General features: G+C 44.3%; 21 protein-coding genes. 11 read left to right on the top strand and 10 right to left on the bottom strand.

Annotation, left to right across the window (positions count from 1 at the left end; translation table 11 throughout):
* Window positions 1-3: 3 nt before the first annotated feature.
* Window positions 4-990, bottom strand: a complete 987-nt coding sequence (locus G3W54_RS05460) for a 3-oxoacyl-[acyl-carrier-protein] synthase III C-terminal domain-containing protein (protein ID WP_162652100.1) — start codon at window positions 988-990, stop codon at window positions 4-6.
* Between the two features lie 506 nt (window positions 991-1,496).
* Between G3W54_RS05460 and G3W54_RS05455 the strand changes: the two genes are divergently transcribed.
* The 9 genes from G3W54_RS05455 to G3W54_RS05415 all read left to right on the top strand — a co-directional run bounded on the left by G3W54_RS05455 (window position 1,497) and on the right by G3W54_RS05415 (window position 12,404).
* Window positions 1,497-2,456: an ABC transporter substrate-binding protein gene (locus G3W54_RS05455; RefSeq protein ID WP_162652099.1), complete on the top strand. Its 960-nt coding sequence runs from the start codon at window positions 1,497-1,499 to the stop codon at window positions 2,454-2,456.
* 94 nt (window positions 2,457-2,550) lie between these two features.
* Window positions 2,551-3,597 carry an ABC transporter permease subunit gene (locus G3W54_RS05450; protein ID WP_162652098.1) on the top strand — a complete coding sequence of 349 codons (1,047 nt, stop codon included), beginning with the start codon at window positions 2,551-2,553 and terminating at the stop codon, window positions 3,595-3,597.
* Window positions 3,598-3,602: 5 nt separating this feature from the next.
* Complete coding sequence (locus G3W54_RS05445) at window positions 3,603-4,646, top strand: ATP-binding cassette domain-containing protein (protein WP_162652097.1); 1,044 nt, start codon at window positions 3,603-3,605, stop codon at window positions 4,644-4,646.
* 247 nt (window positions 4,647-4,893) lie between these two features.
* On the top strand, window positions 4,894-6,351 hold the full coding sequence (locus tag G3W54_RS05440) for a PLP-dependent aminotransferase family protein (RefSeq protein WP_162652096.1): 1,458 nt from the start codon (window positions 4,894-4,896) through the stop codon (window positions 6,349-6,351).
* A 91-nt stretch (window positions 6,352-6,442) separates the two neighbouring features.
* Window positions 6,443-7,537 carry an ABC transporter ATP-binding protein gene (locus tag G3W54_RS05435; RefSeq protein WP_162652095.1) on the top strand — a complete coding sequence of 365 codons (1,095 nt, stop codon included), beginning with the start codon at window positions 6,443-6,445 and terminating at the stop codon, window positions 7,535-7,537.
* A gap of 66 nt (window positions 7,538-7,603) precedes the next feature.
* On the top strand, window positions 7,604-8,665 hold the full coding sequence (locus G3W54_RS05430; protein ID WP_162652094.1) for an ABC transporter substrate-binding protein: 1,062 nt from the start codon (window positions 7,604-7,606) through the stop codon (window positions 8,663-8,665).
* 86 nt (window positions 8,666-8,751) lie between these two features.
* Window positions 8,752-9,990, top strand: coding sequence for an ABC transporter permease (locus G3W54_RS05425; protein WP_162652093.1), 1,239 nt, complete (start codon window positions 8,752-8,754; stop codon window positions 9,988-9,990).
* A 5-nt stretch (window positions 9,991-9,995) separates the two neighbouring features.
* Window positions 9,996-10,847, top strand: a complete 852-nt coding sequence (locus G3W54_RS05420) for an ABC transporter permease (RefSeq protein WP_162652092.1) — start codon at window positions 9,996-9,998, stop codon at window positions 10,845-10,847.
* Between the two features lie 54 nt (window positions 10,848-10,901).
* Entirely contained in the window at window positions 10,902-12,404 is a 1,503-nt protein-coding gene (locus tag G3W54_RS05415; RefSeq protein ID WP_162652091.1) for a CoA-acylating methylmalonate-semialdehyde dehydrogenase, read from the top strand.
* A 320-nt stretch (window positions 12,405-12,724) separates the two neighbouring features.
* Here G3W54_RS05415 and G3W54_RS05410 read toward each other — a convergent pair whose 3' ends face one another.
* Entirely contained in the window at window positions 12,725-13,939 is a 1,215-nt protein-coding gene (locus tag G3W54_RS05410; RefSeq protein WP_162652090.1) for an acyl-CoA dehydrogenase, read from the bottom strand.
* 9 nt (window positions 13,940-13,948) lie between these two features.
* Window positions 13,949-14,761 (bottom strand): ferredoxin--NADP reductase, encoded by an 813-nt coding sequence (locus G3W54_RS05405; protein ID WP_162652089.1) that lies wholly within the window; start codon window positions 14,759-14,761, stop codon window positions 13,949-13,951.
* Between the two features lie 183 nt (window positions 14,762-14,944).
* On the opposite strand from G3W54_RS05405, the gene G3W54_RS05400 reads away from it, so the two are divergent.
* Entirely contained in the window at window positions 14,945-16,111 is a 1,167-nt protein-coding gene (locus G3W54_RS05400; protein WP_162652088.1) for an amidohydrolase family protein, read from the top strand.
* Window positions 16,108-17,214, top strand: a complete 1,107-nt coding sequence (locus G3W54_RS05395; protein ID WP_162652087.1) for a CaiB/BaiF CoA-transferase family protein — start codon at window positions 16,108-16,110, stop codon at window positions 17,212-17,214. Before G3W54_RS05400 ends, G3W54_RS05395 begins: the two co-directional genes overlap by 4 nt.
* A 19-nt stretch (window positions 17,215-17,233) precedes the next feature.
* On the opposite strand, the gene G3W54_RS05390 is transcribed toward G3W54_RS05395, so the two are convergent.
* From G3W54_RS05390 to G3W54_RS05360, 7 genes are all read right to left on the bottom strand, one after another.
* Window positions 17,234-17,662 (bottom strand): MarR family transcriptional regulator, encoded by a 429-nt coding sequence (locus G3W54_RS05390; protein WP_162652086.1) that lies wholly within the window; start codon window positions 17,660-17,662, stop codon window positions 17,234-17,236.
* 70 nt (window positions 17,663-17,732) lie between these two features.
* Window positions 17,733-18,317: an amino acid synthesis family protein gene (locus G3W54_RS05385; RefSeq protein WP_162652085.1), complete on the bottom strand. Its 585-nt coding sequence runs from the start codon at window positions 18,315-18,317 to the stop codon at window positions 17,733-17,735.
* Entirely contained in the window at window positions 18,314-18,895 is a 582-nt protein-coding gene (locus tag G3W54_RS05380; RefSeq protein WP_162652084.1) for an amino acid synthesis family protein, read from the bottom strand. The genes G3W54_RS05385 and G3W54_RS05380 overlap by 4 nt, the downstream gene beginning before the upstream one ends.
* Window positions 18,888-19,751 carry a UPF0280 family protein gene (locus G3W54_RS05375; protein WP_162652083.1) on the bottom strand — a complete coding sequence of 288 codons (864 nt, stop codon included), beginning with the start codon at window positions 19,749-19,751 and terminating at the stop codon, window positions 18,888-18,890. The genes G3W54_RS05380 and G3W54_RS05375 overlap by 8 nt, the downstream gene beginning before the upstream one ends.
* Complete coding sequence (locus G3W54_RS05370) at window positions 19,748-21,238, bottom strand: 6-hydroxynicotinate reductase (protein ID WP_162653573.1); 1,491 nt, start codon at window positions 21,236-21,238, stop codon at window positions 19,748-19,750. Before G3W54_RS05370 ends, G3W54_RS05375 begins: the two co-directional genes overlap by 4 nt.
* Complete coding sequence (locus tag G3W54_RS05365; RefSeq protein WP_162652082.1) at window positions 21,231-23,972, bottom strand: molybdopterin cofactor-binding domain-containing protein; 2,742 nt, start codon at window positions 23,970-23,972, stop codon at window positions 21,231-21,233. Before G3W54_RS05365 ends, G3W54_RS05370 begins: the two co-directional genes overlap by 8 nt.
* A complete protein-coding gene (locus G3W54_RS05360) occupies window positions 23,969-24,799 on the bottom strand; it encodes a xanthine dehydrogenase family protein subunit M (RefSeq protein WP_162652081.1) in 831 nt (276 codons plus the stop codon). Before G3W54_RS05360 ends, G3W54_RS05365 begins: the two co-directional genes overlap by 4 nt.
* Window positions 24,800-24,922: the final 123 nt, after the last annotated feature.

Here is a 24,922-nt window from a genome sequence, read left to right as displayed (position 1 = left end):
AGCTCATACATCCATCACAAGACCGCCAAACGAAACACCTGCGGATGTGCCGAGAAGCAAAATTCGATTTCCACGTTCGATCAGCCTGTTTTCTCGCGCGTAATCTAATGTGAAGGGAATTGAAGCGGCAATTTGATTTCCGAAATCGGCAGCAATATTTACCACTTGCTCCTGTTCAAACTTACATAGTTTAATCATGTGAGCCAGTGCTCCGGGACTAGCTTGATGGGCGATAACACGGTCTATGTTTGCCTGATTAGTGTTGGCATCAGTAAGCAACTTTTTTACAAAAGAACCAAAATGTTTTGCTGTTATTTTAAAAAGTTCTCTACCGTCCATCGTGAACTTGCTGTGCGCAGAGAAAAGCGAGGTTTCTTTTTCAAAATCAAATCTTGTGCCTCCGGAGCCAATCATACATGCATCATAAGCGGAGGAGTAAGTTGCAAATTTTGCAGCTCGAATGCCAGCACCCGCTCCGAGTTTTAGAACCGCTGCTGCTGCTCCGTCTCCAAACAATCCTGCCACATGTGATTGTGTTTCCCAAGGTAATGCACGTGAGGCAACCTCAGATGAAACTACGAGAATATTTGAATAAATACCAGAGCGCAGCAAACCATCTGCAAAATGTAGTGCAGTTGGAAAGCCAAGACATGTGCAGTTGATGTCGGTTGCAAAACATTGCCCGTCGTCAATTCCCAAGGCGCGCTGAATTGCCGGGCCCGTGGCTGGAATAGGCTGATAAGGCACAGCCGCTGCACTTATAATTAAATCAAGGTTGGTAGGTTCAATGCCTGCGTCTTGAAGTGCCTTGCGCGCGGCATCAACCCCCATGTCGATTTGGTTTTCATGTTCGCAGAAATAACGGGTCATGACGCCAGTTACAGCTTCAATGTGTCCTGCTTCAAAGTTATGTTTCTTATCGAGTTCGGCAGCTAAAACTTTATGGCTTGGTAATGCTCTGCCAGTACCCGCGATTTTTAAACCACTCATATTATGTACACCTGATCCAGCAATTAAAGCGACGCTCAAGATATAGATAAGTGCTCTCTATAATTACGATCTTCAAAAATAGTTTATTATCTTGTCGGAATGGATTGAGCCAGCACTAATTTACTCAAAAAACAAGAACAGTTGCTGAATTGGTTGTTTAGTTACTTTCATTACTAAGCTAAATCCGCAAGATTATCGATGAAATGTTGTTAGCGGGTTGTAATACTAGCTGCATTGTTTAAGATAGTAGATCTGTTTAAGCGTACCAAAGGTTGCTACAATTTCATCTGAAATAAAAATAATAATAACGGCAATAAAACAGACATTTCACAGGCTTTACTTGCTAAGGCTTAACGAGCTGCACGTGCAAAGAACGTATGCTTGTTCAAATATTGTGACTGACGTGCATTCTCACGCGTTTTCAAATCGCGACTGACGAAGCTCACGAAAATTTCCTTAAAGCTTATTTAAAATAACGGCTAAACCGACTTAAGAGGTATACATTTATGATAAAATTATTGACACTGACAGCGGCTATGACATTGACTGCGGGCGTTGCGCACGCCAAATGCGGCGATGTATCCATTACCGAAATGAACTGGGCATCCTCCGCGGTTGTTACACACGTTTCAAAATTTATTATGGAACAGGGTTATGGATGCAGTGTATCAACGGTTCCTTCATCCACTACTCCTGCGCTGGTATCCGTTGCAGAAACTGGCACACCCGACATTGTCACAGAATTATGGACCAACGGAACACCAGCATATAAAGAGCTAAGTGAATCCGGTAAGATTAAAACAATCGCTGATGTGCTGTCCGATGGTGGCATTGAAGGATGGTGGGTTCCTAAATCACTTGTAGATGAACGTCCCGAACTGGCAACAGTTGAAGGAATTATTGCTAATAAAGAACTTTTTGGTGGTCGTTTTCATAGTTGCCCGGACGGCTGGGGCTGTAAAAATGTCAATGCTGACATGACAAAAAATTACGGCCTTGTCGATGCTGGGTTTGAAATTTTCCAACATGGTTCGGGTGAAACACTAGCGACTTCAATTGCCGCTGCGTTTGAAAACAACGAACCTTGGCTCGGATATTATTGGGCTCCGACCGCTGTTTTGGGTAAATACCCGATGGTATCTATCGATTTAGGTGCTCATGACCCAGAAGTATTTGCATGTATGGCAGATCCAGATTGTGATGCTGTTGGCAAATCAAGCTGGCCCATTGGCCCAGTGAAAACAGTCGTTACGGCCGATTTCCAGACGCGAAATCCTGAAATAGCTGACTTGATGTCTAAGGTTTCATTTACTAATGCGCAGATGGGTGAAGTATTATCCTGGAAAGAAGTCAACTCAGCTTCGAACGAAGAAGCGGCTGTTCATTTTTTAACCACTTATCCTGATGTTTGGTCAAAATGGATTACTGATGATGCTAAGACAAAGTTGTCGGCTTTAATCAAGTAAATATAATTGAAAAAGGTGCCTCTGAGATGGCACCTTTTTTTAAATTCGGCCGCAGAAGCCGGAACTGGGAATTGAGCTGGGACGGGGATAATCAATGGCTTATTATGATGGACTTTTTAATGTCCTAGGACTGCGCGACTGGTGTGATGCTTCAAAAGAAGATGGTCCTTTGACGATGGCGCAACTTCTGGCACGCGCAAACGGCGCATCTGAGGCAGAGCAAGAAGCTGCAGTCTCGGGTTGGAATACCCCGTTTCCGTCTCTTGATAACTTGCACGATGCATGTGGCGCAATAGGTCGGACGCGCGATATGACATCGGCCGTCGAGAATGGGTTTTTGGTTATTAAGGGCGGGTTAAAACAGGTGCTGGATCCAATCACCGAACCGCTGAGTTGGGCTCTTGACGGATCGCTTTGGTTTTTTGAAAGTATGCCTTGGTTTCTCATGATACCGCTTCTGCTTGTGGCGACATATCTTGTGACGCGTACCATTAAGGGCGTTTTATTGGTGGCTGTAACTTTGCTGTTTATGGCTATCATTGATCATTATAGTTACGCGGCACAAACCTTATCGATTATCTTTGTTTGTACTGGGGTGAGCGTATTGATAGGTGTGCCTGTCGGCATACTGATGTCCAAAAATGATAAACTACAGCGCGTTGGTATTCCCATTTTAGATATGCTTCAGACACTGCCGACATTTGTTTATCTTATTCCATTGATCTTCTTGTTTTCGGTAACAGAATCCAAACTCTATGGGATTGCGATTATCCTTTATGCCGTTGTGCCGATCATTCGTTTGACAGATCTTGGTATTAGGCTTGTCGATAAAGATGTCATAGAGGCCGCAAATGCCTTTGGTATGTCGACGCGCCAAAAACTATTTGGTGTTGAAATTCCACTTGCGCTGCCTACAATTATGGCAGGTCTCAATCAAACAATCATGATGTCGTTGGCAATGGTAGTTATTGCATCATTGGTTTCGGCACCCGGACTTGGTGTATTGGTGCTGAGGGGCATTCGGAACCTTGAACTTGGTGTTGGCCTTGTCTCGGGTGTGTGCATTGTTTTACTCGCAATTATGCTGGACCGTGTCAGCAAAGCTGCATTGTCGCGTATCAACGTGACCCATAAGGGGTAGATGTCATGACACAACAACCAAAAATATCAATTCGAAACTTGTATAAGATATTTGGCAACGCACCTGGAGAAATGCTGGAGCACGTGAAAAGTGGGATGAGCAAGTCGGAACTACTTGACATTCACGGACATGTTCTTGGCTTGCAAAATATCAATATTGATATGCAAAGCGGAAAGACTACGGTTATTATGGGGCTTTCAGGTTCTGGGAAGTCCACATTAATCCGACATCTGAATCGCCTTGTCGAACCCACTGGCGGTGAGGTTGTCATAGATGGACGCGATGTATTGGCACTGAATGTTGACGAATTGCGTACCTTACGTCGAAATGCCATGTCGATGGTGTTTCAAAATTTCGCACTTTTGCCACATAAAACGGTATTGCAAAATGTTGGCATGTCGGCAAAAATTCGTGGAGAAAATATTGCGGAAGCTGACGAACGTAATCGGAGTTGGCTTGAGCGTGTTGGACTATCTGGGTACGAGGATCACTACCCCCATCAACTATCAGGCGGGATGCAACAACGCGTAGGCATTGCGCGAGCGCTTGGTTCTGACAGTGAAATTATGCTGATGGATGAGGCGTTTTCTGCGCTTGACCCTTTGATACGTACCGACATGCAGAATTTGCTATTAGAGCTTCAAGATGAGCTTCAGAAAACAATCATATTTATCACCCACGATCTGGATGAGGCGCTCAAGCTTGCAGACCATTTGGTGATCTTAAAAGATGGTGAGGTTGTGCAGCAAGGCGAACCACAACATATTTTATTACACCCTAATGATCCTTATATTGAAGACTTTGTTTCGGACATAAATCGAGCAAGAGTTTTGCGAGTACGCTCGGTTATGACAAAGGGTAAAATTGATAAAACGTCAAACGGTATTGTTGATATCAACGACAATCTTGAAGACCTTATAGCTTTATCTGGTGGCGATGCGTCGAAAAATTATCAAGTTAATGATGGGGATGTACCAGTTGGTATGCTCAATATGAAAGATCTATTGGTGGCTCTTGTGCCGCGTATTTCTCAGCAGGAAACGTCGTAGCAAGATCGAATTTTGAGGATTTATTCAGTCCGCAAGATTGCATCTGCATTGCCATACGTTGGTTAATCTGCAAAATCAGCATTGATTGATCCGAGAGCTTAAGCTGTCTATGGATGTGTTTGCGCAATATGGTAGCAAAACGTTGATCAAATTGGTTGTTACAGGATAAAGTTTTTCAATTTTTTCTGATGACGCTGGGTTGTTTTTGTGTCGTATGTTGAAGCGAGACATGTGTGGGACGCGCTGGATGAGTTTAAGAATTGATATAGACAGATCTTCAAAAACTGGATTGAGAGATCAAATTCATTTTGAAATTTCGCGCCATATTTTGGATGGCATTCTAGAGCCTGGCGTAAAGCTCCCATCATGCAGGCATCTGGCTCGTGAATTATCTGTTTCTCTCAATACGGTTCTGGGAAGTTACAATCGGTTACTGGAAGGCAATCTTATTGAGAGTAAGCAAAGGTCCGGGTATTTTGTGCGAAAAGATCTTCGGATCACGCCTGCCGAACAACCAAAAACAACCTATTCGCAGGTTAATCTTGATGAGCATATCAATGGTGGTGATAATTCTGTAAAATATTCCTACATCCCCAGGCCTGCCAATTGGCGTGATTTTCCTTATCCATTTGTGTGTGGGCAAATTGATGTAAATCGGTTCCCTTTAGCCGAATGGCGCGAATGTACACGGCTTGCAATGAACAAAAGAGATCTAAGCGTATGGTCCGGTGATAATTTTTACCAGGACAGTGAAGAACTTTTGGAACAGATAAAGAGTAGAATATTGCCAAGGCGTGGAATATACGCGCGTCCACAAGAGATTTTGATAACGATGGGGGCTCAGCAGGCTCTATATATTGCGGCGTCAATATTGCGCGGTAAAGGGAAAGTGGTTGCCATTGAGGACCCTTGCTATCCTGAAACTCGTGAAATATTGAACGGCATGTATGATGACGTGCGACCCATACCTGTTGATCAAGATGGCATGATTGTGGATGATAGATTGAAGGGCGTTGATTTGGTTTGCATAACTGCAAACAGACAATTTCCAACAACAGCTTCAATGTCATCTGAGCGCCGCCAAGCTTTGCTCAAAATGGCAAATCAGGAAAATTTCCTGATCATAGAAGATGATTATGAAAGTGATGTCGACTATAGAAACGCCTCACCATTGGCCCTTCAACGGGAAGATCAGTCCGGACGTGTAATTTATATAACAAGCCTTTCAAAAGGTTTGGCACCGGGGTTGCGTATCGGTTTTATGATTGCCAATGAAAAAATCATCGACGAAGCGCGTGCTTCGCGTGGTTTAATGATTAGAAATCCACCTATGATTTTGCAAAATACTGCGGCCCTCTTTCTGAGGTTTGGTCATTATGATGCACTTTTATCATCTCTACATAATGTATTTGAGCGTCGTTGGAATCTCACTCAATCTATATTGCATAAAGAGTTCTCGGATTTTGAAATTACTGGTGCCTTCGGTGGAACAACATTCGTTTTAGAAGATCCGCAAAAGCGAGGTATTTCGACGCAAATTGTAAAACGTTCCCTGGATGAAGGGCTTGTTATTGAGGCGATTGCAAACTGTTTTTGCGACCGAAGAGAAGGTGAAAATTACTTCCGGTTAGGAGTTTCCAGCGTCCCTGTTACGAAAATTGAAGGTGGTCTTGCTATCTTGCGAAGTGTTTTGAATTCAATTTAATCTGTACCCATCACATTAATTCATCTGTTTCTATATCTATGTAAATTTACGGCATATCATCTTATGAAAATGTCTGGGAGGACTATCGCATATGGGTGGAGAAAACCGTGAAGCGTTTCTTAAATTCGAAAATGTTAAAAAGAGTTATGACCAAAAAAATCTAGTTGTTAAAGATTTTACGTTGGATGTTAAAGAAGGTGAATTTCTAACCTTGCTAGGGCCTTCTGGCTCTGGGAAAAGTACGGTTTTGATGATGCTTGCCGGGTTTGAAGGTGTTACGAGTGGTGACATTTCGATACTAGGCACCTCTATTACAAAAACAGCTCCCTACAAGCGAAACATTGGTGTTGTTTTTCAAAACTATGCCCTCTTTCCGCATATGACAATTAGCGAGAATCTTGGCTATCCTCTGTCAGTGAGGAAAATGCCAAAAGAACAAATAAAAGAACGTGTTACGAAATATCTTAAACTCATCGAAATGGAAGAGTTTGGAGGTCGGTATCCCGGTCAGCTATCTGGTGGCCAAAAACAACGTGTTGCACTATCTCGGGCTTTGATTTTTGAACCGACAATGATTCTAATGGATGAACCACTAGGTGCATTGGATAAAAAACTGCGTGAGCAAATGCAATATGAGATCACGAGATTACACAAAAAACTCGGATTTACAGTAGTTTACGTTACACATGACCAAACAGAAGCATTGTCGATGTCAGACCGTATCGCAGTGTTTAATGATGGAGTTGTACAGCAATGTGATGCACCAGCGGTCCTGTATGAACGGCCCAGCAATGCATTTGTGGCAGATTTTATAGGCGAGAATAATTTCATCCCTGGTAAAGTTGGTCGCATTGAAAATGGCATAGCTGATGTAAAGCCAAGTGATGGTGGAAGCATAAAAGCACAAGCGGCTGATGGTATTGGCGAAAATGACAATTGTATTGTTTCCATTAGACCGGAAAAACTCTTCATTCAACCGACAGAACATGCATATGACAATGAGCTGACAGCGGTTTTTGAGAGCCGTTACTATGTTGGTGACTTTATTCGATACCAATTCAAATTGCCTGACGGAACTGAGATTAACATTAAAGTTCTAAACGATCTTGCTGCTCCTGACTTCGATGAAGGGCAGGAAGGTACGCTTGTTTGGCAGGAGAAGGACTGTTTCGCCTACCCAGTTTAGGCGAGCAGTGGACGACTAGAGAGCGTGGGATCTCTCAAAACTAACTAAAACAATCAGGAGAAAACGATGAAAAAGCTTATAAAACTACTGGTGGGGTCAAGCGTTATGCTGGCCGCAGCGTCATTTTCAGCTCAAGCTGAAGATCTGACTGTCGTGTCCTTTGGTGGCGCATATGGCGCAGCGCAGCAAAAACACATGGTTGATCCCTTTATGAAAGAAACAGGCACAAATGTGCTGTTTGAAGATTATTCCGGCGGGATTGCAGAAATCAAAGCACAGGTAGAGGCAAACAATGTTCAATGGGACGTTGTGGATATTGAAGTGATCGATTTGGAACGGGCTTGTTCTGAAGGACTACTTGAAGTTATTCCGCGTGACATTTTGCCAGCTGGTGCAGATGGTGTGGCTGCAGAAGATGACTTCATTCCAGCAGCCTTGGCCAATGAATGTGGTGTTGGCGTTATCGTATGGACGATCGTTTATGCTTATAACAATGAGTCCATTGGTGGAAGCAAACCAACAACTATTGCTGACCTGTTTGATACGAAAAAATTCCCCGGCAAACGCGCGTTCCGTAAACGTCCGCAAGTTAACTTGGAATGGGCGCTTATCGCAGATGGTGTTCCGGCAGCAGATGTATATTCTGTACTTGCAACAGATGAGGGACAAGCACGAGCCTTTGCCAAGCTGGAAACAATCAAAGATGACATTGTATGGTTTGATTCATGGTCACAAGCTCCACAGTTATTGAACGATGGTGGCGCTGTTATGGTTCAATCTGCAAACGGTCGTATTTTCTCTGCGATTAAAGAAGACAGCAAACCATTCGAGATGGTCTGGGATAACCATGTTTATGATTTGGATGTTTGGGCTGTTGTAAAAGGCACAAAGAAGAAGGAATTGGCATTTAACTACGTTGCATCTGCCACCCAGTCAAAACAGCTTTCAGGCATGGCTGATGTAGCATATGGTGCGACACGTTTGTCTTCTGCACCGTTCATTGATCCGGCAGTTGTTCCTGATTTGCCGACGTCTCACATTGAAAAAGGCATCAAAGCCGATGGGATTTTCTGGAGTGATTACGGCGAGTCTCTAGGTGAAAAATTCAATGAGTGGCTTTTGAAATAGTTCACACTTTAAGATGTTCCTCGCGCTTTTTGCAGCGCGAGGAGCCTCAAGATTAGTTTTGCAAGATCAGCCTTGGATGTGAGACGATGATGAATAATACACTTTCAGAAAGTGATGCGCGGTCCGCCCGTCAAGAATTGAGAAGTCGAAAAATATCGGCATTCTTATTTGTTGCTCCGCTTTTGGCTTTTTTAGCATTTACATTTGTAGCCCCCATAGCAACCATGCTTTTTAGAGGTGTGCACCATCCTGTTGTTGCCGAACTTATACCAGATACATTATCCATGTTGGAAAGTTGGGACGGTATTGCGCAACCTGAAAATGAAATTCTTAATCAATTTTCAGTTGATCTAAAACGGTTGGCTGCTGAGAGAAAATCTGGAAAAATTGCGGAAGAAATCAATCGTCTATTCCCCGGGTTCGGTAGTGTTATCAAATCATCAGCCAGGCTTGTCCGAAATGTAGAAGAAGAAGAACTTCGAACAAATGGCTATAAGTTACTCATCGAGAAAGACAAGCGATGGGGCGAGCCTGTAACGTGGCGTGCCTTTCGTTCTGCTGGTCAAGTTTATACCGACTCATATTTTTTAACGGCGCTCGATTTAGAGCGTAGTTCTGAGGGTGAGATTCAAGGCCGCGATGGACCGCAAATATATATACAACTTTATACAAAGACCTTGCGCATAGCGCTCATCATCACAGTTCTTTGTGTGCTGCTCGGCTATCCGTTATCTTATTTTCTGGCAACGATTAGACCGTCCACAGCGAATTTTCTAATGGTGTTTGTCCTCCTGCCTTTTTGGACCTCTCTATTGGTTCGTACAACTTCATGGATTGCGCTTTTGCAGACAAATGGGGTGGTTAATTCGACACTCTTGGCAATGGGCATAACTTCCGAGCCGCTTGAGTTATTGTACAAAGAGTTTTCGACCATATTGGCGATGACCCATATTTTGTTACCTTTCATGATCCTTCCGCTTTATAGTGTTATGAAAGGTATTGATCCGAGCTTTCTTCGAGCAGCGCTCTCAATGGGTGCCAAGCCTATACCGGCATTTTTGCGAATTTATCTGCCCATGACTTTACCCGGCCTATCCGCTGGTTCACTTTTGGTGTTTATTATTTCCGTTGGTTATTACATCACGCCTGCTCTTGTCGGCGGTACGGACGGGCAGATGATTTCAAACATCATCGCTTTCCATATGCAACAATCAAACAATTGGGAACTCGCGGCAGCACTTGGTTCGCTCCTACTGGCTATCATCCTTTTCCTATACTGGCTTTATGACCGTTTTGTCGGGGCCGGAAACATTAAGTTGGGATAAAGAAAATGAATAAATTTCCACCATATTACAATTTTTGGCATTATATAGGTCATTATGGATTAAAGCTTTCTGCCTATCTGGTGCTTTTGTTCTTGATGGTTCCAATTTTGATAATCATTCCTTTGTCATTTAATGCTGAGCCATATTTCTCTTTTACCGAAGGTATGTTGTCCTTTGATCCGGCGGCATATTCGGTGCGGTGGTATACGAATATTTTTGATGATCCCAAGTGGATTTTGTCTATCAAAAACAGCTTTATTGTCGGAATTTTTGCTGCACTAATAGCCACTGTGTTGGGCACGATTGCAGCAGTTGGTCTTTCCTCACCTGTCATGCCGTTCAAGCGCTTCTTCATGGCATTATTGTTATCACCAATGATCGTACCGCTAATAATAGTGGCCGCAGGTATGTTCTTTTTCTATACACGTTTTAATCTCGTCGGGAGTTACGTAGGCTTGATCATAGCCCATGCCGCGCTTGGGATACCGTTTGTTATCATAACGGTAACAGCAACGCTCTCTGGTTTTGATCGGTCTCTTTATAATGCCGGCATTAGCATGGGCGCATCACCGTTTAAGTCTTTTCGCGATATCGTAATCCCGCTTATTCGACCGGGGGTTATATCTGGTGGATTGTTTGCTTTCGTTACCTCATTTGATGAGGTTGTGCTGGTGCTTTTCCTGGCAGGCCCGGGGCAAAGAACAATACCTCGTCAGATGTTTTCTGGTTTGCGAGAACAGATCAATCCGACAATCCTTGCGGTCGCAACTTTGCTTATTTTGATCTCAGTAACACTGCTCATTACGTTGGAGTTTCTAAGGCGCCGATCAGAACGATTGCGCGCAACTGCTCAATAAAACTATCGACAGAACTAACTTCACATTAACACAAGCACATGAAAGATATTCAGCATGAATTCTATAGGTCATTTCTTATCTAACGAACATTGGCCAGGTACTGCTGGTCGCACCTCAGATATTATCAACCCTGCCACAGGTAGTGTTACGGGAAAGGTTTCGCTCGCATCGAAAACGGATGTCGATACGGTAATTGAAGTCGCAGCACAAGCGCTTCCTGCGTGGGCTGCCACTCCACCGGCCAAACGTGCGGCGGTTATGTTTAACTTTCGAGATTTACTGAAACGTCATACCAAAGAGTTGGCGGAATTGTTATCCGCAGAGCACGGCAAGACTTTACCAGATGCTGAGGGTGAAATAGCACGTGGTATTGAGGTCGTTGAGTTCGCGTCCAGCATTCCACAAGTTCTAAAAGGTGAATATTCCGAGCAAGTTGGCAGCCAAGTTGATAGTTTTTCAGTACGCCAACCAGTCGGAATTGTTGCGGGTATTACGCCATTCAATTTTCCAGCCATGGTGCCATTATGGATGTATCCTGTAGCAATTGCCTGTGGGAATACGTTTGTCCTTAAACCGTCTGAAAAAGACCCGACTGTTGTTTTGCGTATTGCTGAACTCTTGGCGGAAGCCGGATTGCCAGAAGGTGTATTCAATGTTGTAAATGGAGACAAAGAGGCCGTTGATGCATTGTTGGATCATCCAAAAATAGATGCAGTTAGCTTTGTTGGTTCGACAGCTATTGGCGAATATATCTATAAACGTGGTACAGATGCTGGTAAGCGCGTTCAAGCTCTTTGCGGTGCAAAAAATCACATGATTATTATGCCGGACGCTGATATGGAGCAGGTGACGGACGCCTTAATTGGTTCCGCCTATGGTTCTGCTGGCGAACGATGCATGGCCATATCTGTAGCAGTTCCGGTCGGCGAAGAAACAGCAGATCGTCTGATTGAGTCTCTTGCGCCACGAATTCAGTCCTTGAAAGTCGCACCATATACAGATCCGAGCTCCGAGCTTGGTCCGGTGATTTCTAAACAAAGTTTTGATAAAATACATGATTATATCGATCAAGGTTTGGAGAAGGGGGCAACGCTTGCTGTTGATGGCCGTGGTCTAAAACTTCAAGGATATGAAGACGGTTATTTCATCGGCGGGTGTCTGTTTGATAATGTGACGACAGACATGTCCATTTACAAGGAAGAAATTTTTGGTCCGGTTCTGTCTGTTGTTCGAGGCAAAAGCTATGATGAGGCTGTAAACATGGTCAATGACCATGAATATGGAAATGGTACTGCAATCTTTACCCGAGATGGAGACGCAGCGCGTGATTTCTGGTCCCGCGCTCAAATTGGTATGGTTGGCATCAATGTGCCCATTCCAGTTCCTGTCGCTTATCACAGTTTTGGTGGCTGGAAGCGGTCTTTATTTGGCGATCATCACATCCATGGTATGGAAGGCGTCAGATTTTATACGCGCCTGAAAACTATGACAACGCGCTGGCCTTCTGGTATTCGAACCGGAGCAGAGTTTAATTTTACGGCTGGCAAGGATGTATAGTCAGCAAAAGAGGCGGTAGAAATATCGCCTCATTTGGTTTTGTTGTTTGATAATTTCTATTTCGGAACTCGATTATAGTACTGATACATAAGCCGATTGTAGATAGGATGACTATTAGTAAGGACAATCTCCTATTATTTGGAAAGTAACTCCCACCACTTATAAAATATAGATCATCCGATGCCAAAATATCTGCATGATTAAGAATAGATAACTTACATCTATTTCACGTTAGTCTTTATTCAAAACTTTTCTTTATCTTAGTGTGAAAGCTACAGAAAATGTCTCTTATACCATGGTACTTCTGCAAATACTGTCACTTAAGCAAAGGCCTGTAAGCCCGTTTGCGCGCGGCCCAAGATAAGGGCGTGCACATCATGTGTTCCCTCATAAGTGTTAACTGTTTCTAGGTTGACCATATGGCGAATGATCGGGAATTCCATACTGATGCCATTGCCGCCATGCATGTCTCTTGCATTGCGCGCGATATCGAGAGCTTTGCCACAATTGTTTCGCTTAATAAGTGAGATCATTTCAGGAGCTGCATTACCCTCATCCATCAACCGTCCCACTCTGAGAGCAGCTTGCAATCCCAATGTGATTTCGGTTTGCATGTTTGCTAATTTGAGTTGGAAAAGTTGAGTTTGCGCAAGCGGTTTACTAAATTGTTTGCGGTCTAATCCGTACTGACGTGCCCCAAACCAGCATGCTTCTGCAGCACCTATCACACCCCATGCGATGCCATATCGCGCTCTATTAAGGCACCCGAAGGGCCCCTTTAGCCCAGATGCATTTGGAAGCAATGCATCTTCGCCGACTTCGACATTATCGATAACAATTTCGCCAGTGATTGAAGCACGTAATGATAATTTTCCATCAATCTTGGGTGCGGAAAGTCCTTTCATTCCCTTTTCCAGAATAAATCCTTTTATCTTGCCACCATGGGCGTCAGATTTAGCCCAAACAACAAAAACATCGGCAATCGGTGCATTTGAAATCCACATTTTAGAGCCGTTGAGAACATATCCGCCGTCTGTTTTTTTTGCCGTTGTTTTCATACCACCCGGGTCAGAACCTGCATCTGGTTCTGTTAATCCAAAACAACCAATTGAGGTGCCCGCCGAAAGTACAGGAAGATATTTTTTTCGTTGTTCTTCGGTGCCATAAGCATAGATTGGATACATAACCAAACTAGACTGGACTGACATCATGGATCTATAGCCGCTATCGACCCGCTCAATCTCACGCGCAACCAGCCCGTAGCTGACATAGCTCTCACCCAGACCACCATATTCTTCTGGAATTGTGATCCCCAGTAATCCCATTTCGCCCATTTCTGCAAAAATAGACGGATCGGTATGTTCTTCTTCAAAGGCTTTCGAAATACGAGGCTCAAGTTTTTCTTGAGCATATGCATTTGCGCTGTCGCGGATCATGCGTTCATTTACATCAAGTTGATTTTCAAGAAGAAATGCATCATCCCAATTAAAGTTGGATAGATCCGGTTTACTTTGTGGTGATAACTCATTCGTCATTTTTAAATCCTATCCTACAAATGCTCGTTCAACGACGAACGTATCCGGGCGATTATTTGCCCCTTCATTTAGGCCAAACCCTTCAAGTGCTTCTTTAGTATCTTTAAGCATATCCATAGATCCACAGATCATGGCCCTGTCAACTTTGGGCGTTATAATTGGCACATCCAAGTCATCAAATAATTTGCCAGATACCATGAGATCGGTAATTCTTCCTTGGAACTCGTAATCTTCTCGAGTTACAGAACAATAATGCCTTAGACCACCTGCAAATTCACCAACAAGTGGATCATGTTTAATCTGCTCCACCAAGTCCTGCCCATATTTTAGTTCTGCCACAGTTCGGCAGGTATGGGTTAGGATAACCTCTTCGAATTTTTCATAAGTTTCTGGATCACGAATTAGGCTTGCAAAGGGTGCAATGCCCGTTCCCGTCGAGAACATCCAAAGACGTTTTCCTGGTAGTAAAGCATCATTAACAAGCGTGCCTGTTGGCTTTTTGCGCATCAGGACTTGATCACCAGGTTTAATCTTCTGCAAATGTTCGGTAAGGGGACCATTCCGAACTTTGATGGAGAAAAATTCCAGTTCTTCATCCCAGTTTGGCGATGCAATTGAATAGGCACGGAAAACTGGTTTTTCAGCATTGGGCAACCCAATCATGACAAACTCACCAGATCTAAATCGAAAACTCGCAGGTCGTGTAATTCGGAACTTGAATAATTCGTCGGTGTAATGCTCAACCGAGATCACTTTTTCTACAAAAACGCCTGATGGGATAGGGAACTTGGAAATATCACTTGTCTGTACTGCATAAGACATAATTGTATTCCTTGCCAAAAAAGTTTGCCTGCAAATATCATTTGTATACGAACGAATACAATTCGCTTCTGCGATTGTCAACTCCTGCTTCCTAAGTCAGAATATTGAATTGACTATTAAGTAAACATGCGTGATTATTTGTGTACGAATGAAATCAATTGACGTGTGGAGGGATGAAACGAAATGTCTACCAAGTTAGTGATTAAGAACATTGGGCAAATACTATCTGGTAAGATTGAGGAGCCAATTTTTGCCGGAGATTGTCTTGTCGCTATAGATGGAAAAATTAGCGCTTGGGGCAATGAAAAAGATATCGATACCGAAGACGCCAATCAGACAGTTGATGCCAAAGGCGTTACGTTGGCACCGGGTTTGATTGATAGCCACATCCATCCTGTTATCGGGGACTACACACCTCGCCAGCAACAATTGCATTGGATTGATTCAACATTGCATGGTGGCGTAACGACACTTATTTCTGCAGGTGAAGTGCACATGCCCGGCCGCCCAAAGGATGTTGTAGGCCTTAAAGCTATGGCGATCGCAGCACAACGTTGGTATGAAAATTTCCGTCCCTCTGGCGTAAAGGTCCATGCAGGTGCACCTGTTATCGAACACGGTATGGAAGAACATGATTTTAAAGAATTGGCAGATGCAGGTGTTAAGTTGCTGGGCGAAGTTGGTCTTGGCACAGTAAAGGACGGAAAAACAGCACAGCAGATGGTGCAATGGGCCCGTAAATACGGCATTCAAAGCACCATTCACACCGGAGGCCCCTCTATTCCTGGTTCTGGATTAATTGATGCCGACATGGTGTTGGAAACGGGCACAGACGTGGTCGGTCACATCAATGGTGGTCATTCGGCATTGCCTGATGATCAGATCATTTGTCTTTGCGAAAGTTGTAAGGCAGCTTTGGAAATAGTACATAACGGGAATGAGCGGGCAGCGCTGCTGACACTCAATACTGCGCGTGAATTAGATAAGCTCGATCAGGTTATACTTGGAACAGATGGTCCCGCGGGTTCGGGTGTACAACCACTTGGTATTTTGCGAATGGTTGCCATGTTGTCCTCGCTTGGAAATGTTCCAGCGGAAATCGCTTTTTGCTTTGCTAATGGCAATACATCTCGCCAACGTGATCTCGATGTTGGTTTGATAGAAGTTGGCAAAAGCGCTGATTTCGTTCTTATGGATCAAGCACAACACGCGCCGGGGAAAAGCATGCTAGAATCTGTGCAACTTGGAAATTTGCCGGGAGTTGGTATGACCATCATAGATGGTGTTGTAACCAGTCATCGTAGTCGTAATACGCCTCCTGCGGAGAGATTGCCGGAAGTAATTTTGTGAGTGCGCCTCTATCGGGTTTGAAGGTCATTGAATTAGCTAGAATTCTAGCTGGTCCGTGGATAGGTCAGACTTTGGCAGACTTAGGTGCTGAGGTTATTAAAATTGAAAGTCCGCAAGGTGATGATACCAGAAAATGGGGCCCACCATTTATTGAGCGTGAGGGGGATACTTCTGCAGCCTACTTCCATTGTACAAATCGAGGTAAAACCAGCATCGCAGTAGATTTTAGCGACGCTGATCAGCTTACTAAGTTGCATGACATGATTGCAGATGCGGATGTATTAATAGAGAATTTCAAAGTCGGTGGGCTTAAAAAATTTGGTCTCGATTTTGAAGCATTACATAAAATAAATCCCAAATTGATTTACTGCTCTGTGACTGGTTTTGGACAAGACGGTCCTTATGCTCATCGTGCGGGTTATGATTTTCTCATTCAAGGCATGTCAGGCATTATGGACTTAACAGGTGAACCGGATGGTCCACCTCAGAAAATTGGTGTGGCATTTGCAGATGTTTTTTCTGGCCTTTATGGAGTTATTGGAATTCAAGCTGCGCTAGCAGAAAGGGTGGTTAGTGGGCTTGGTCAGCAAGTTGATATATCGCTTCTGGATTGTATGACCGGAGTTTTGGCCAATCAAGCCATGAACTATCTTGCCACCGGTGAAACGCCAACAAGGATGGGGAATGCACACCCAAACATAGTTCCCTATCAAACATTTTCAGTGTCAGACGGGCACATCATAATTGCGTCCGGCAATGACCGTCAGTTTCAATCGCTATGCAAAGTACTGGGGCTTTCCGGGCAATCCGCGAATGCTAAATTTAAAACCAATGCAGATAGAGTAGAAAATCGGGAAGAGTTAATACAGCTGCTTCAAGCAAAATGTGCCGAATGGACAAAGTCGGAATTATTGACTGCACTCGAGGAAGCTATTGTTCCTGCGGGGCCAATAAATTCTGTTGCAGAAGCATTGCAAAACCCTCAAATTCAACACAGGAAAATGCAAATTAATCCAGAAGATATTCCCAGTTTAAGGACTCCAATTACGTTTTCCAGATCAACCCAAAATCATGAATTGGCCGCACCAAAAAAGCCGAAGTAATTCGATCTGATACTATTATTTAAGTGATTTTTTTGAGCAATTTTATGAGCGCAGCTTGCTCACTTTGAGATAGAGGTGAAAGAGATTCTTTGGTAATATTGTGACCAATATTTTTCAAATCGACAATAATTCTCATGCCAGATTCTGAAAGAGAAATCATGGTTCGTCGCTTGTCATTAGGATCAGAACTTAATTCCACCAATGCTTTAGCCTTAAGACGGTCAACCACACCTTTCACCGTCGCGACATCCATTCCTGATAATCGCCCAAGATGGTTTTGCGAAACCAATCCATGTTCAGATATTCGCATAAGTGCTGAAAATTGAGTTGGCGTGAGATTTTCAATCGTATGTTTTTGAAATATTGTTGCATGCCGCTGATAGGCAAGTCGCAATAAATATCCGATTTGTAAATCTAATATATATGTTTGTTCAGCTAGGTCTGTCATATCTTTAACTACCCCGATTGGAGCTGTTGATACAACAGGTAATTTTCTATCTTTTGTTAATGACAGATCATTAGCGCAACCCGTCTTCACCTTTTGCGTCAGAATGTCCAAGTCCACCTACACGCGGCAACGGACGACCACTGTCAGTCACGGCAACGGCCACCATAATCTCGTTTGCTCGAGGTGCATCATTAAGGCACACTTCAATTCCGTCGAAATGACTACGCACATATGCAGCATCTTTGTGGCCCAGTGGTACATCCAGAACCTGCCCGGGGCTTCCCATTTTTTTTGATGAAGGAACAAGTGCCGCGCCTTTTTCAACCGCTGAACGTAGTGGAGCGCCAAGCTTTGGATGGAGCAGGGCAGCTGCATGCTCTAGTTCGCCATTTTCTCCTACCATAGCTGATTTACCATAGCTCTCAGCGTCTGCAGGCTTTATGCCTAGCGCTGCGACACATTTTTCACCCAGTAATTTTCCTAGTTCGGCACCTATTTCCATAAGAGCTGTTAAATCTTCCTGATATACGCCGGCAAAGGGGTTTTCTATGACAGCGACAGCAACAGCTTTTCGTGTCGCAGGACTTATATCACGACCAATTTCACGGTGGGTTTCTTCAATATTTACAGCGATTTTTCTGATTTTAGCTTTCATCGTAATCCATCCTCACCTTTAATTTGCGAAACTTCCAATCCACCTGAACGGGTATGAATTCTAGGGCCTGTTGACATGACCAATGCAAACGCCAATTCATTTGCTCGAGGCGCATCATTTGCGCCAACTTCCATAGAGTCAAAGTGGCTTCGTACGTAAGATGCGTTGACGTGTGTGATCGGAACATCAAGCCGACCGCCTACACCAACGACTTTCTTGCTCGACGGGACAATCGCGTTTGATTTTTCTAAAAGCGCCCGCATTGCATAGCCACCTGGCGCATGCCACAAAGCGCCATGCTCTAGCTCGCCAGCTTCACCAATAAGCGAACCCTTGCCATAACCTTCAATATTATTAGCGCCGCCTAGTAGTTGAACCAGTTTTTTTGCCATATCCAAACCAAGTGGTTTTAAATCTTCCATAAACCCTTGAATATGTTCTTCATACCGACCAGCAAAGGGGTTTTCTATTATGGCTAGAACCGAAGCTCTTTTAATGGGAGTATCAGCAATGGGTCCGCCTTCATGGTAGATTTCCTCGATGGAGGATATGACTTTTCTTAAAACAACGTCATGCATATTCGAATGTCCTCTCAGATAATGCAAGATTTTGATGTCCAATCAACCGATTTTCGTTTTGGAGAAAAATCGCAGCGGCTTTTATAAAGCCCATATTAAAAAACTGATAAGCCTTTATTTCACCTTGCGAAATTGCTTTGTGTTGATCCTTGCTCGATAGCAGACCACAATCAGTGACAATGAGCTTATCACCAAGATCACTATCGGGGTCTAACTTGTGAGCAGGCGTTCTGGAAATCAAAGGATGGCCTGGTAGGTCAACGGCATTGGCAACAAGCGTAGCTGAAGCGTCAGCCATTGCCGCACTTTCAGCGAGTATAGTTGCACTATCAGCAATGCCTAGACTAAAACTGCGTCCATGTCGTCCACTGGTGGCTATGCCTGAAATATTATCTTCTGATCCAATGGTAATTCTACCTATGCCTCTTCCGTCATATGAATGAATGGAAGCTTCGTAATATTGACCATCCTCAAGGTAGAGCGCAATATCGCCACCGTTATTCACATATGCTCGCTTTAACGGGGTAGCTAATTTCATTGCATCAAGAACGGTATCTGCAACGGCACCTGCGACAGCAATCATAGGCGTGATGAAAACATCGTGGCAATGGGGATGTGCAGCTTTGTACATCCGGGATGCAATCTCACCATGGGGTCGGGCAGTGCCCGAGGTGATTTCTTTTCGCAGATCAGGTAATTCTGAGACAAGTTCTTCCAGTGTAGTTTCAAACCGATCCTTTGCAGCAGAATATGCAATGTCTCGATTTTGATCAGCCTCAACGATGAGGTCAATCGGACCGTGTTGAAGGTGAAGTCTTCTCCCGCACGGTAATAGCGTGGCTTGCGCAGCAGTCATGTTTTAGTTCCATCAGACCATTTATAGTTGGACGCGGACATTGGATTATGTTTGTTGATATTGGTTTTCACTTTTCGAGTTTTGCTCTCATCAATAGAACCAACAGCCTGAACTTCATTCATGTGCCCGCCGAGTGTGCTGTAATCACTGATACGCATCGTAAACTCCATAGGTGCCACAAGCGCAGGTGTTGGCACATAACCAAATGAATTGGTTGGCATATCTAAAACATCAACCATCACAGTAATCCCGCCACCGGGCCAGACATAGGCCTCCGCACCACCACAAGAGACATGAGTTAGGGAGTTTTTGACCGACTTTGTAAGTCTAACAGGATTTTCTGTAACGCCGGCTCTCAAGCTGCCACCTGCGCCTCCCATAAAAAGAACGGAACAAATGGATGGTTCGCAATTCTCAGCAATTAATTCTGCCGAGTTGAGAAGAGGAGGTGAAATCTTAGTTGGTTGAGGCACAAGGTCCGCATCAAGCTCATAATATGCAAATTGTTCGCCAGTTGTCGAAACCATCAGCAACCGAAGGCCTTCCCATGCAATCTTTGGATTGAATGGCCCCAAAATAACCAACGGATCCTCGATATTCGTACCGCCCCATCCGGTTCCGGGTTCAGCAACTTGAAAATAACGCCCAGGTGTTGAGCGTCGACCCAACAGCTTTATGCCTGTTGGCGGTATATCCAGCAGTTTTCCTGCCTGATGCTCAGATAAAACGCCGGTTATATGGTCATCTACAACAACAACCTCATCAGCATAATCGATCCACTGTTTTGCAAACATGCCAATTGTTGCTGAGCCACAACCAACGCGCATTAGTTTTTCTTTACTGCCATTGATAATTGGGGCTTTACCCGCTTCCACCACGACGCGCGTGATGTGTTCATCGTCGCCGATTACAAGTTCAATCGCTTCCCGATTGCAAAGTTTAAGAAGGGCATTACAGGTGACACGGCCTTCTTTTTTTGTACCACCTGTTAAGTGTTCAACACCGCCGAGAGATAGCATTTTTGAGCCATATTCGGATGTCATCACATGGCCAATTGGTTCGCCATCAACACGAACAATATCTCGTTCGTGTCCGATATGCCGATCCGTATCGATTTTAATTTTCACACCACAGTAAGAGAATATACCTTCGGTAACGACAGTGACCATATCGACACCTTCAACCTCTTGGCTGACAATAAACGGTGCGGGTTTATAATCTGGGTAGGTTGTTCCGGCCCCAACAGCTGTGACAAACGGTCTGTCACCTTTGACAATATTACCATCCCATTGATCTTGCTCGTCATCCTTTAAAAATGGTACCAATTTATGGGAAGTGGTTTCGAGAATGGTGAGCGCATCAAGCCTTATCAATTCGCCATCATGGTTAGCATAGCGGTCGCAAGCTCCGGATCTTCCTTCTGCAATATAACATAACACCGGACATGCATCGCAGCGAATTTTTTCGTTGATAACCTGTTTAGCCATCATGGATCACTTTTATTGCTCCAAGCACGCGAGAGGGTGTTGCGGGAACTTTAGTAATGCGTGCACCAGTAGCGTTATAGATCGCATTTAAGATTGCAGGAGCGGTTGGAACCAAAACATGCTCACCCAGTCCTTTTGCACCATATGGACCATGCGCATCGGGTTCTTCAATTATAATAGTGTCAATGGGTGGAATGTCCCCAACTGTTGGGATGAGATAGTCGTGCAAGTTTTCTGTTCTACCGGGAATATATTCTTCCATCAGTGCCATCCCCATACCTTGCGCAATACCACCATGAATTTGCCCTTCTACGAGTACAGGGTTTATTGCACGACCCACGTCATGGGCGGCAATAAATTTAAGTGGTTTGACTGTGCCCAATTCTGTATCAACTTCCACAATCACCATCTGAGCAGCATATCCAAATTGAGCATAGGGGGAACCTTGCCCGTTTTCATCAAGTGGAAGGGTAGGCGGATCGTATGTTTCCTCTGCTCGCAGTACATATCCTGCATCATCGGCGTCCAATCTTGATAGATCAAGAATATGAACTGTCTCTTGATCTTTGGCCTCAATCATACCTTTGCCGAATTTGAGTTTGCTGTTCACGCCACCATTTAGATGCTGCAGAATTGAGGCACGCAGTGCTTCACCAGAAAGGCGTGCAGCATTGCCTGAAACAAATGTTTGTCGAGATGCCGAGGTTTTGCCGGCATCTGGAGTGATGTCAGTATCAGCGCCAACAAGTTCAATCTTCGAAACTGAAATGCCGAGAGCCGTCGCAAAAACCTGAGCGATAACGGTATTTGCGCCCTGTCCAATATCCATGGCGCCCTGATGAAGAACAACTGTCCCGTCTTTGCGAATGCCGCACTTGATTGTCGACGGATTGGGAAGCGATGTATTTCCGCAGCCGTACCAGCCAGATGCTAATCCAGCACCTCTTTTTAGAACATCATTTTTAGTGTTGAATCGTTTTGCAAGGGTATGTTGTTCATTCCAAGCGGACCTTAAAGCTTCTAAACATTTTTTAATTCCCACCCCTTGAGAAAAGACTTGTCCACATACAGTTGGTTGGTTGTTTTCAAGAGCATTTAAAATTCTGAATTCAAGTGCGTCCATTCCAATTTTTTTTGCCAAAACATCGAACAAAGATTCTTGCGCTATTGCCGATTGAGGCACGCCAAATCCCCGAAAGGCACCAGACGGTGGATTGTTTGTATGGATACCTTTTGACACTGCCCTATAATCAGAAATTTTATACGGACCCGATGCGTGGACAGGTACGCGGTTTGCGACAGTCGGCCCCCAACTCGCATAGGCGCCAGTATCGAACAGGCCGAGAAAATCAAAGCCTTGAATCTTGCCATCGGCGTTTGCACCAATTTTTAACGTAATATCCGAGGGATGCCGTTTGGTGGTACTTTGCATGGATTCTGTTCGCGAGTAGGTTAGACGCACTGGCTTGCCAGTCTTCAGTGTAGCAAGCGCGAGGATTGGCTGAACGGATATATCCAGTTTCGAGCCAAACCCTCCACCCACACTCGTTGGCACAATTCTAATTTGGCTTTGATCCATCCCAAGAATAATTTCTAACGCTTCAAGATCCATGACGGGTGCCTGAGTGCAAGCATGAACTTCGATCCTTCCATTTATTACTTCCGCAAAGCCAGCTTCGGGTTCAATATAGCCATGTTCGACAAAACCTGATTGAAAACGCCCTTCAACTGTAAAGTCGGCATCTTTGAGTGAACGTTCTGCGTCTCCGCATTGTACGAACCCGCCACAAAGCTGGTTATTGCTTCGCTCTTTGTGGAGCAGTGGTGCTTCGCTTGCTTGTGCTGCCTCTACGCTTTGTACGGCATTTTTCTCGTTCCAGATAATTGGAAAGGTTTCAGGATCAAAATCGCGGATGAATTCAGGTTTTGCGACAATTGCTGCAACCGCTTCGCCTCTAAAGCGAGTTTGCGCTTCGGCAAATACTGGTTGGTCTTGAAAGTCGGGAATAACACCAAACGTGTTCTCGCCCGGTATGTCTTTGGCGGTTAATATGGTTGAAATCGAACTGTTGTTATTTATGTATTGTTCGAGATCTCCAAGCGTAAAGGTAGCTGTTGGGTACGGTGAACGGATAACAAAAATTTCTTCCGTACCGCTCGGCGCAACATCATCTCCGAATATATCTAAACCTGATACTTTACGTTGACCATCAAGTCTGCGAATGGATTGACCAATATATCCACTATCTTCAGCAGGAGCTGGATGGGTGATATCAAGCACGGCATCGATGATTTTCCGATATCCGGTACAACGGCAAAGAACACCACCCAGCGCATCCTTCACATTTTCCTCATTCGGAGCTTTGTTTTCATGTAGCAATGCAACGGCTGAAACAATCATGCCCGGTGTGCATATTCCGCATTGAGCGGCACCATGGTTTAGAAAGCTCTCTGCAAGGTCTTGTGCAATAATATCGTAGGAATGAAGCCCGCTTAAGGTTTCAACAGTTCTACCTTCAACCTGCTGAGCAGGGGTTAAACATGCGCAAACAACATCTCCATCAAGTAAAACCGAGCATGCGCCGCAATCACCAGCATTGCACCCTATTTTTACATCGCGGCACCCACTTCGTTCTCGCAACATTTCAGATAAGCGTTCACCGGCAATTGGAGAGAATGTTTCTGCTTTTCCATTAAGCGTGAATGAGGTCAATGTTGAGTTTGTTTCGCTCATGAATTCGCCGCCCTTATTATGGCCCGCTCACATTGTTTTGCGACGACTTCCATCCGATAATCTTTGCTTCCACGAACATCATCAATTGGAGATAATGTTGCAAGATGATCTGGCGTAACTTCGACTTGCTCCGGCTTCAAACCAATAATATCTGCTTCGAGTTTTTCAAGCCGTTGCGCAACAGGTGAACATGAACCAACGGCTATTTTCGCGGCCTCAATGATGCCGGACGAGGTACACTCAATAACAGCGGCAACCATTGTTATGGAAATCACAAGGTAACGCCGACTGCCGAGCTTCTCAAAAGATGACTTTGCATTTTGCGATGGCCGCGGAATTATAACAGCTGTTACCAGTTCGTCGCGACCAAGCGCTGTTTTACGCACATGCAAGATGAAGTCTGATAATTTTAAAATACGAGTACCGTGCTTAGCGCTCTGTAATTCAACTCTTGCATCAAGAGCCAACAAGGGAGGAACACTGTCTGCGGCAGGTGATGCATTGCAAATATTACCGCCAATTGTACCAGCGTTTTGAATTTGTATGCTCCCAATCTCAAGAGCTGCTTGTTTAAGAGCATCAAAGGCACATGGTAGCTCAGCTTTTACAATTTCACTCCATGTTGTCGTAGCGCCTATCCGAAATAAGTCATCAACAAATGTTATGCCCGATATTTCAGGAATGGATGAGAGGTCTACCAGATTTCGCGGCATCTGTCCTTGTTTGGCAGATGGATAAACATCGGTACCGCCAGCGATAATCTTACCGTCGAAATTCACCAGCAGTTGAAGCGCAGAATTCAAATCCGATGGAAGATTGTAGAGCAAGCCATACCTCTTATCATTAGTGTACGAATGATAAGATGAGCCTTGCTATTTGTCAATTGTGTTTATGGGGTATCTCTGGGTGATCGTTTGCACATATAAACATCAACTTACAGAACGGAAACA

Source organism: Lentilitoribacter sp. Alg239-R112 (assembly GCF_900537175.1).
In the GTDB taxonomy this organism is placed as follows: Bacteria; Pseudomonadota; Alphaproteobacteria; order Rhizobiales; family Rhizobiaceae; genus Lentilitoribacter.
Note: the sequence above shows the minus strand (reverse complement) of the source record. Positions and strands in the feature narration are given on the sequence as shown.

What these genes read in the sequence shown, in the direction of transcription:
- G3W54_RS05460 (WP_162652100.1), bottom strand. Translation starts at nt 990, where the DNA reads ATGAGTGGTTTAAAAATCGCGGGTACTGGCAGAGCATTACCAAGCCAT.
- G3W54_RS05455 (WP_162652099.1), top strand. Translation starts at nt 1,497, where the DNA reads ATGATAAAATTATTGACACTGACAGCGGCTATGACATTGACTGCGGGC.
- G3W54_RS05450 (WP_162652098.1), top strand. Translation starts at nt 2,551, where the DNA reads ATGGCTTATTATGATGGACTTTTTAATGTCCTAGGACTGCGCGACTGG.
- G3W54_RS05445 (WP_162652097.1), top strand. Translation starts at nt 3,603, where the DNA reads ATGACACAACAACCAAAAATATCAATTCGAAACTTGTATAAGATATTT.
- G3W54_RS05440 (WP_162652096.1), top strand. Translation starts at nt 4,894, where the DNA reads ATGAGTTTAAGAATTGATATAGACAGATCTTCAAAAACTGGATTGAGA.
- G3W54_RS05435 (WP_162652095.1), top strand. Translation starts at nt 6,443, where the DNA reads ATGGGTGGAGAAAACCGTGAAGCGTTTCTTAAATTCGAAAATGTTAAA.
- G3W54_RS05430 (WP_162652094.1), top strand. Translation starts at nt 7,604, where the DNA reads ATGAAAAAGCTTATAAAACTACTGGTGGGGTCAAGCGTTATGCTGGCC.
- G3W54_RS05425 (WP_162652093.1), top strand. Translation starts at nt 8,752, where the DNA reads ATGATGAATAATACACTTTCAGAAAGTGATGCGCGGTCCGCCCGTCAA.
- G3W54_RS05420 (WP_162652092.1), top strand. Translation starts at nt 9,996, where the DNA reads ATGAATAAATTTCCACCATATTACAATTTTTGGCATTATATAGGTCAT.
- G3W54_RS05415 (WP_162652091.1), top strand. Translation starts at nt 10,902, where the DNA reads ATGAATTCTATAGGTCATTTCTTATCTAACGAACATTGGCCAGGTACT.
- G3W54_RS05410 (WP_162652090.1), bottom strand. Translation starts at nt 13,939, where the DNA reads ATGACGAATGAGTTATCACCACAAAGTAAACCGGATCTATCCAACTTT.
- G3W54_RS05405 (WP_162652089.1), bottom strand. Translation starts at nt 14,761, where the DNA reads ATGTCTTATGCAGTACAGACAAGTGATATTTCCAAGTTCCCTATCCCA.
- G3W54_RS05400 (WP_162652088.1), top strand. Translation starts at nt 14,945, where the DNA reads ATGTCTACCAAGTTAGTGATTAAGAACATTGGGCAAATACTATCTGGT.
- G3W54_RS05390 (WP_162652086.1), bottom strand. Translation starts at nt 17,662, where the DNA reads ATGACAGACCTAGCTGAACAAACATATATATTAGATTTACAAATCGGA.
- G3W54_RS05385 (WP_162652085.1), bottom strand. Translation starts at nt 18,317, where the DNA reads ATGAAAGCTAAAATCAGAAAAATCGCTGTAAATATTGAAGAAACCCAC.
- G3W54_RS05380 (WP_162652084.1), bottom strand. Translation starts at nt 18,895, where the DNA reads ATGCATGACGTTGTTTTAAGAAAAGTCATATCCTCCATCGAGGAAATC.
- G3W54_RS05375 (WP_162652083.1), bottom strand. Translation starts at nt 19,751, where the DNA reads ATGACTGCTGCGCAAGCCACGCTATTACCGTGCGGGAGAAGACTTCAC.
- G3W54_RS05370 (WP_162653573.1), bottom strand. Translation starts at nt 21,238, where the DNA reads ATGGCTAAACAGGTTATCAACGAAAAAATTCGCTGCGATGCATGTCCG.
- G3W54_RS05365 (WP_162652082.1), bottom strand. Translation starts at nt 23,972, where the DNA reads ATGAGCGAAACAAACTCAACATTGACCTCATTCACGCTTAATGGAAAA.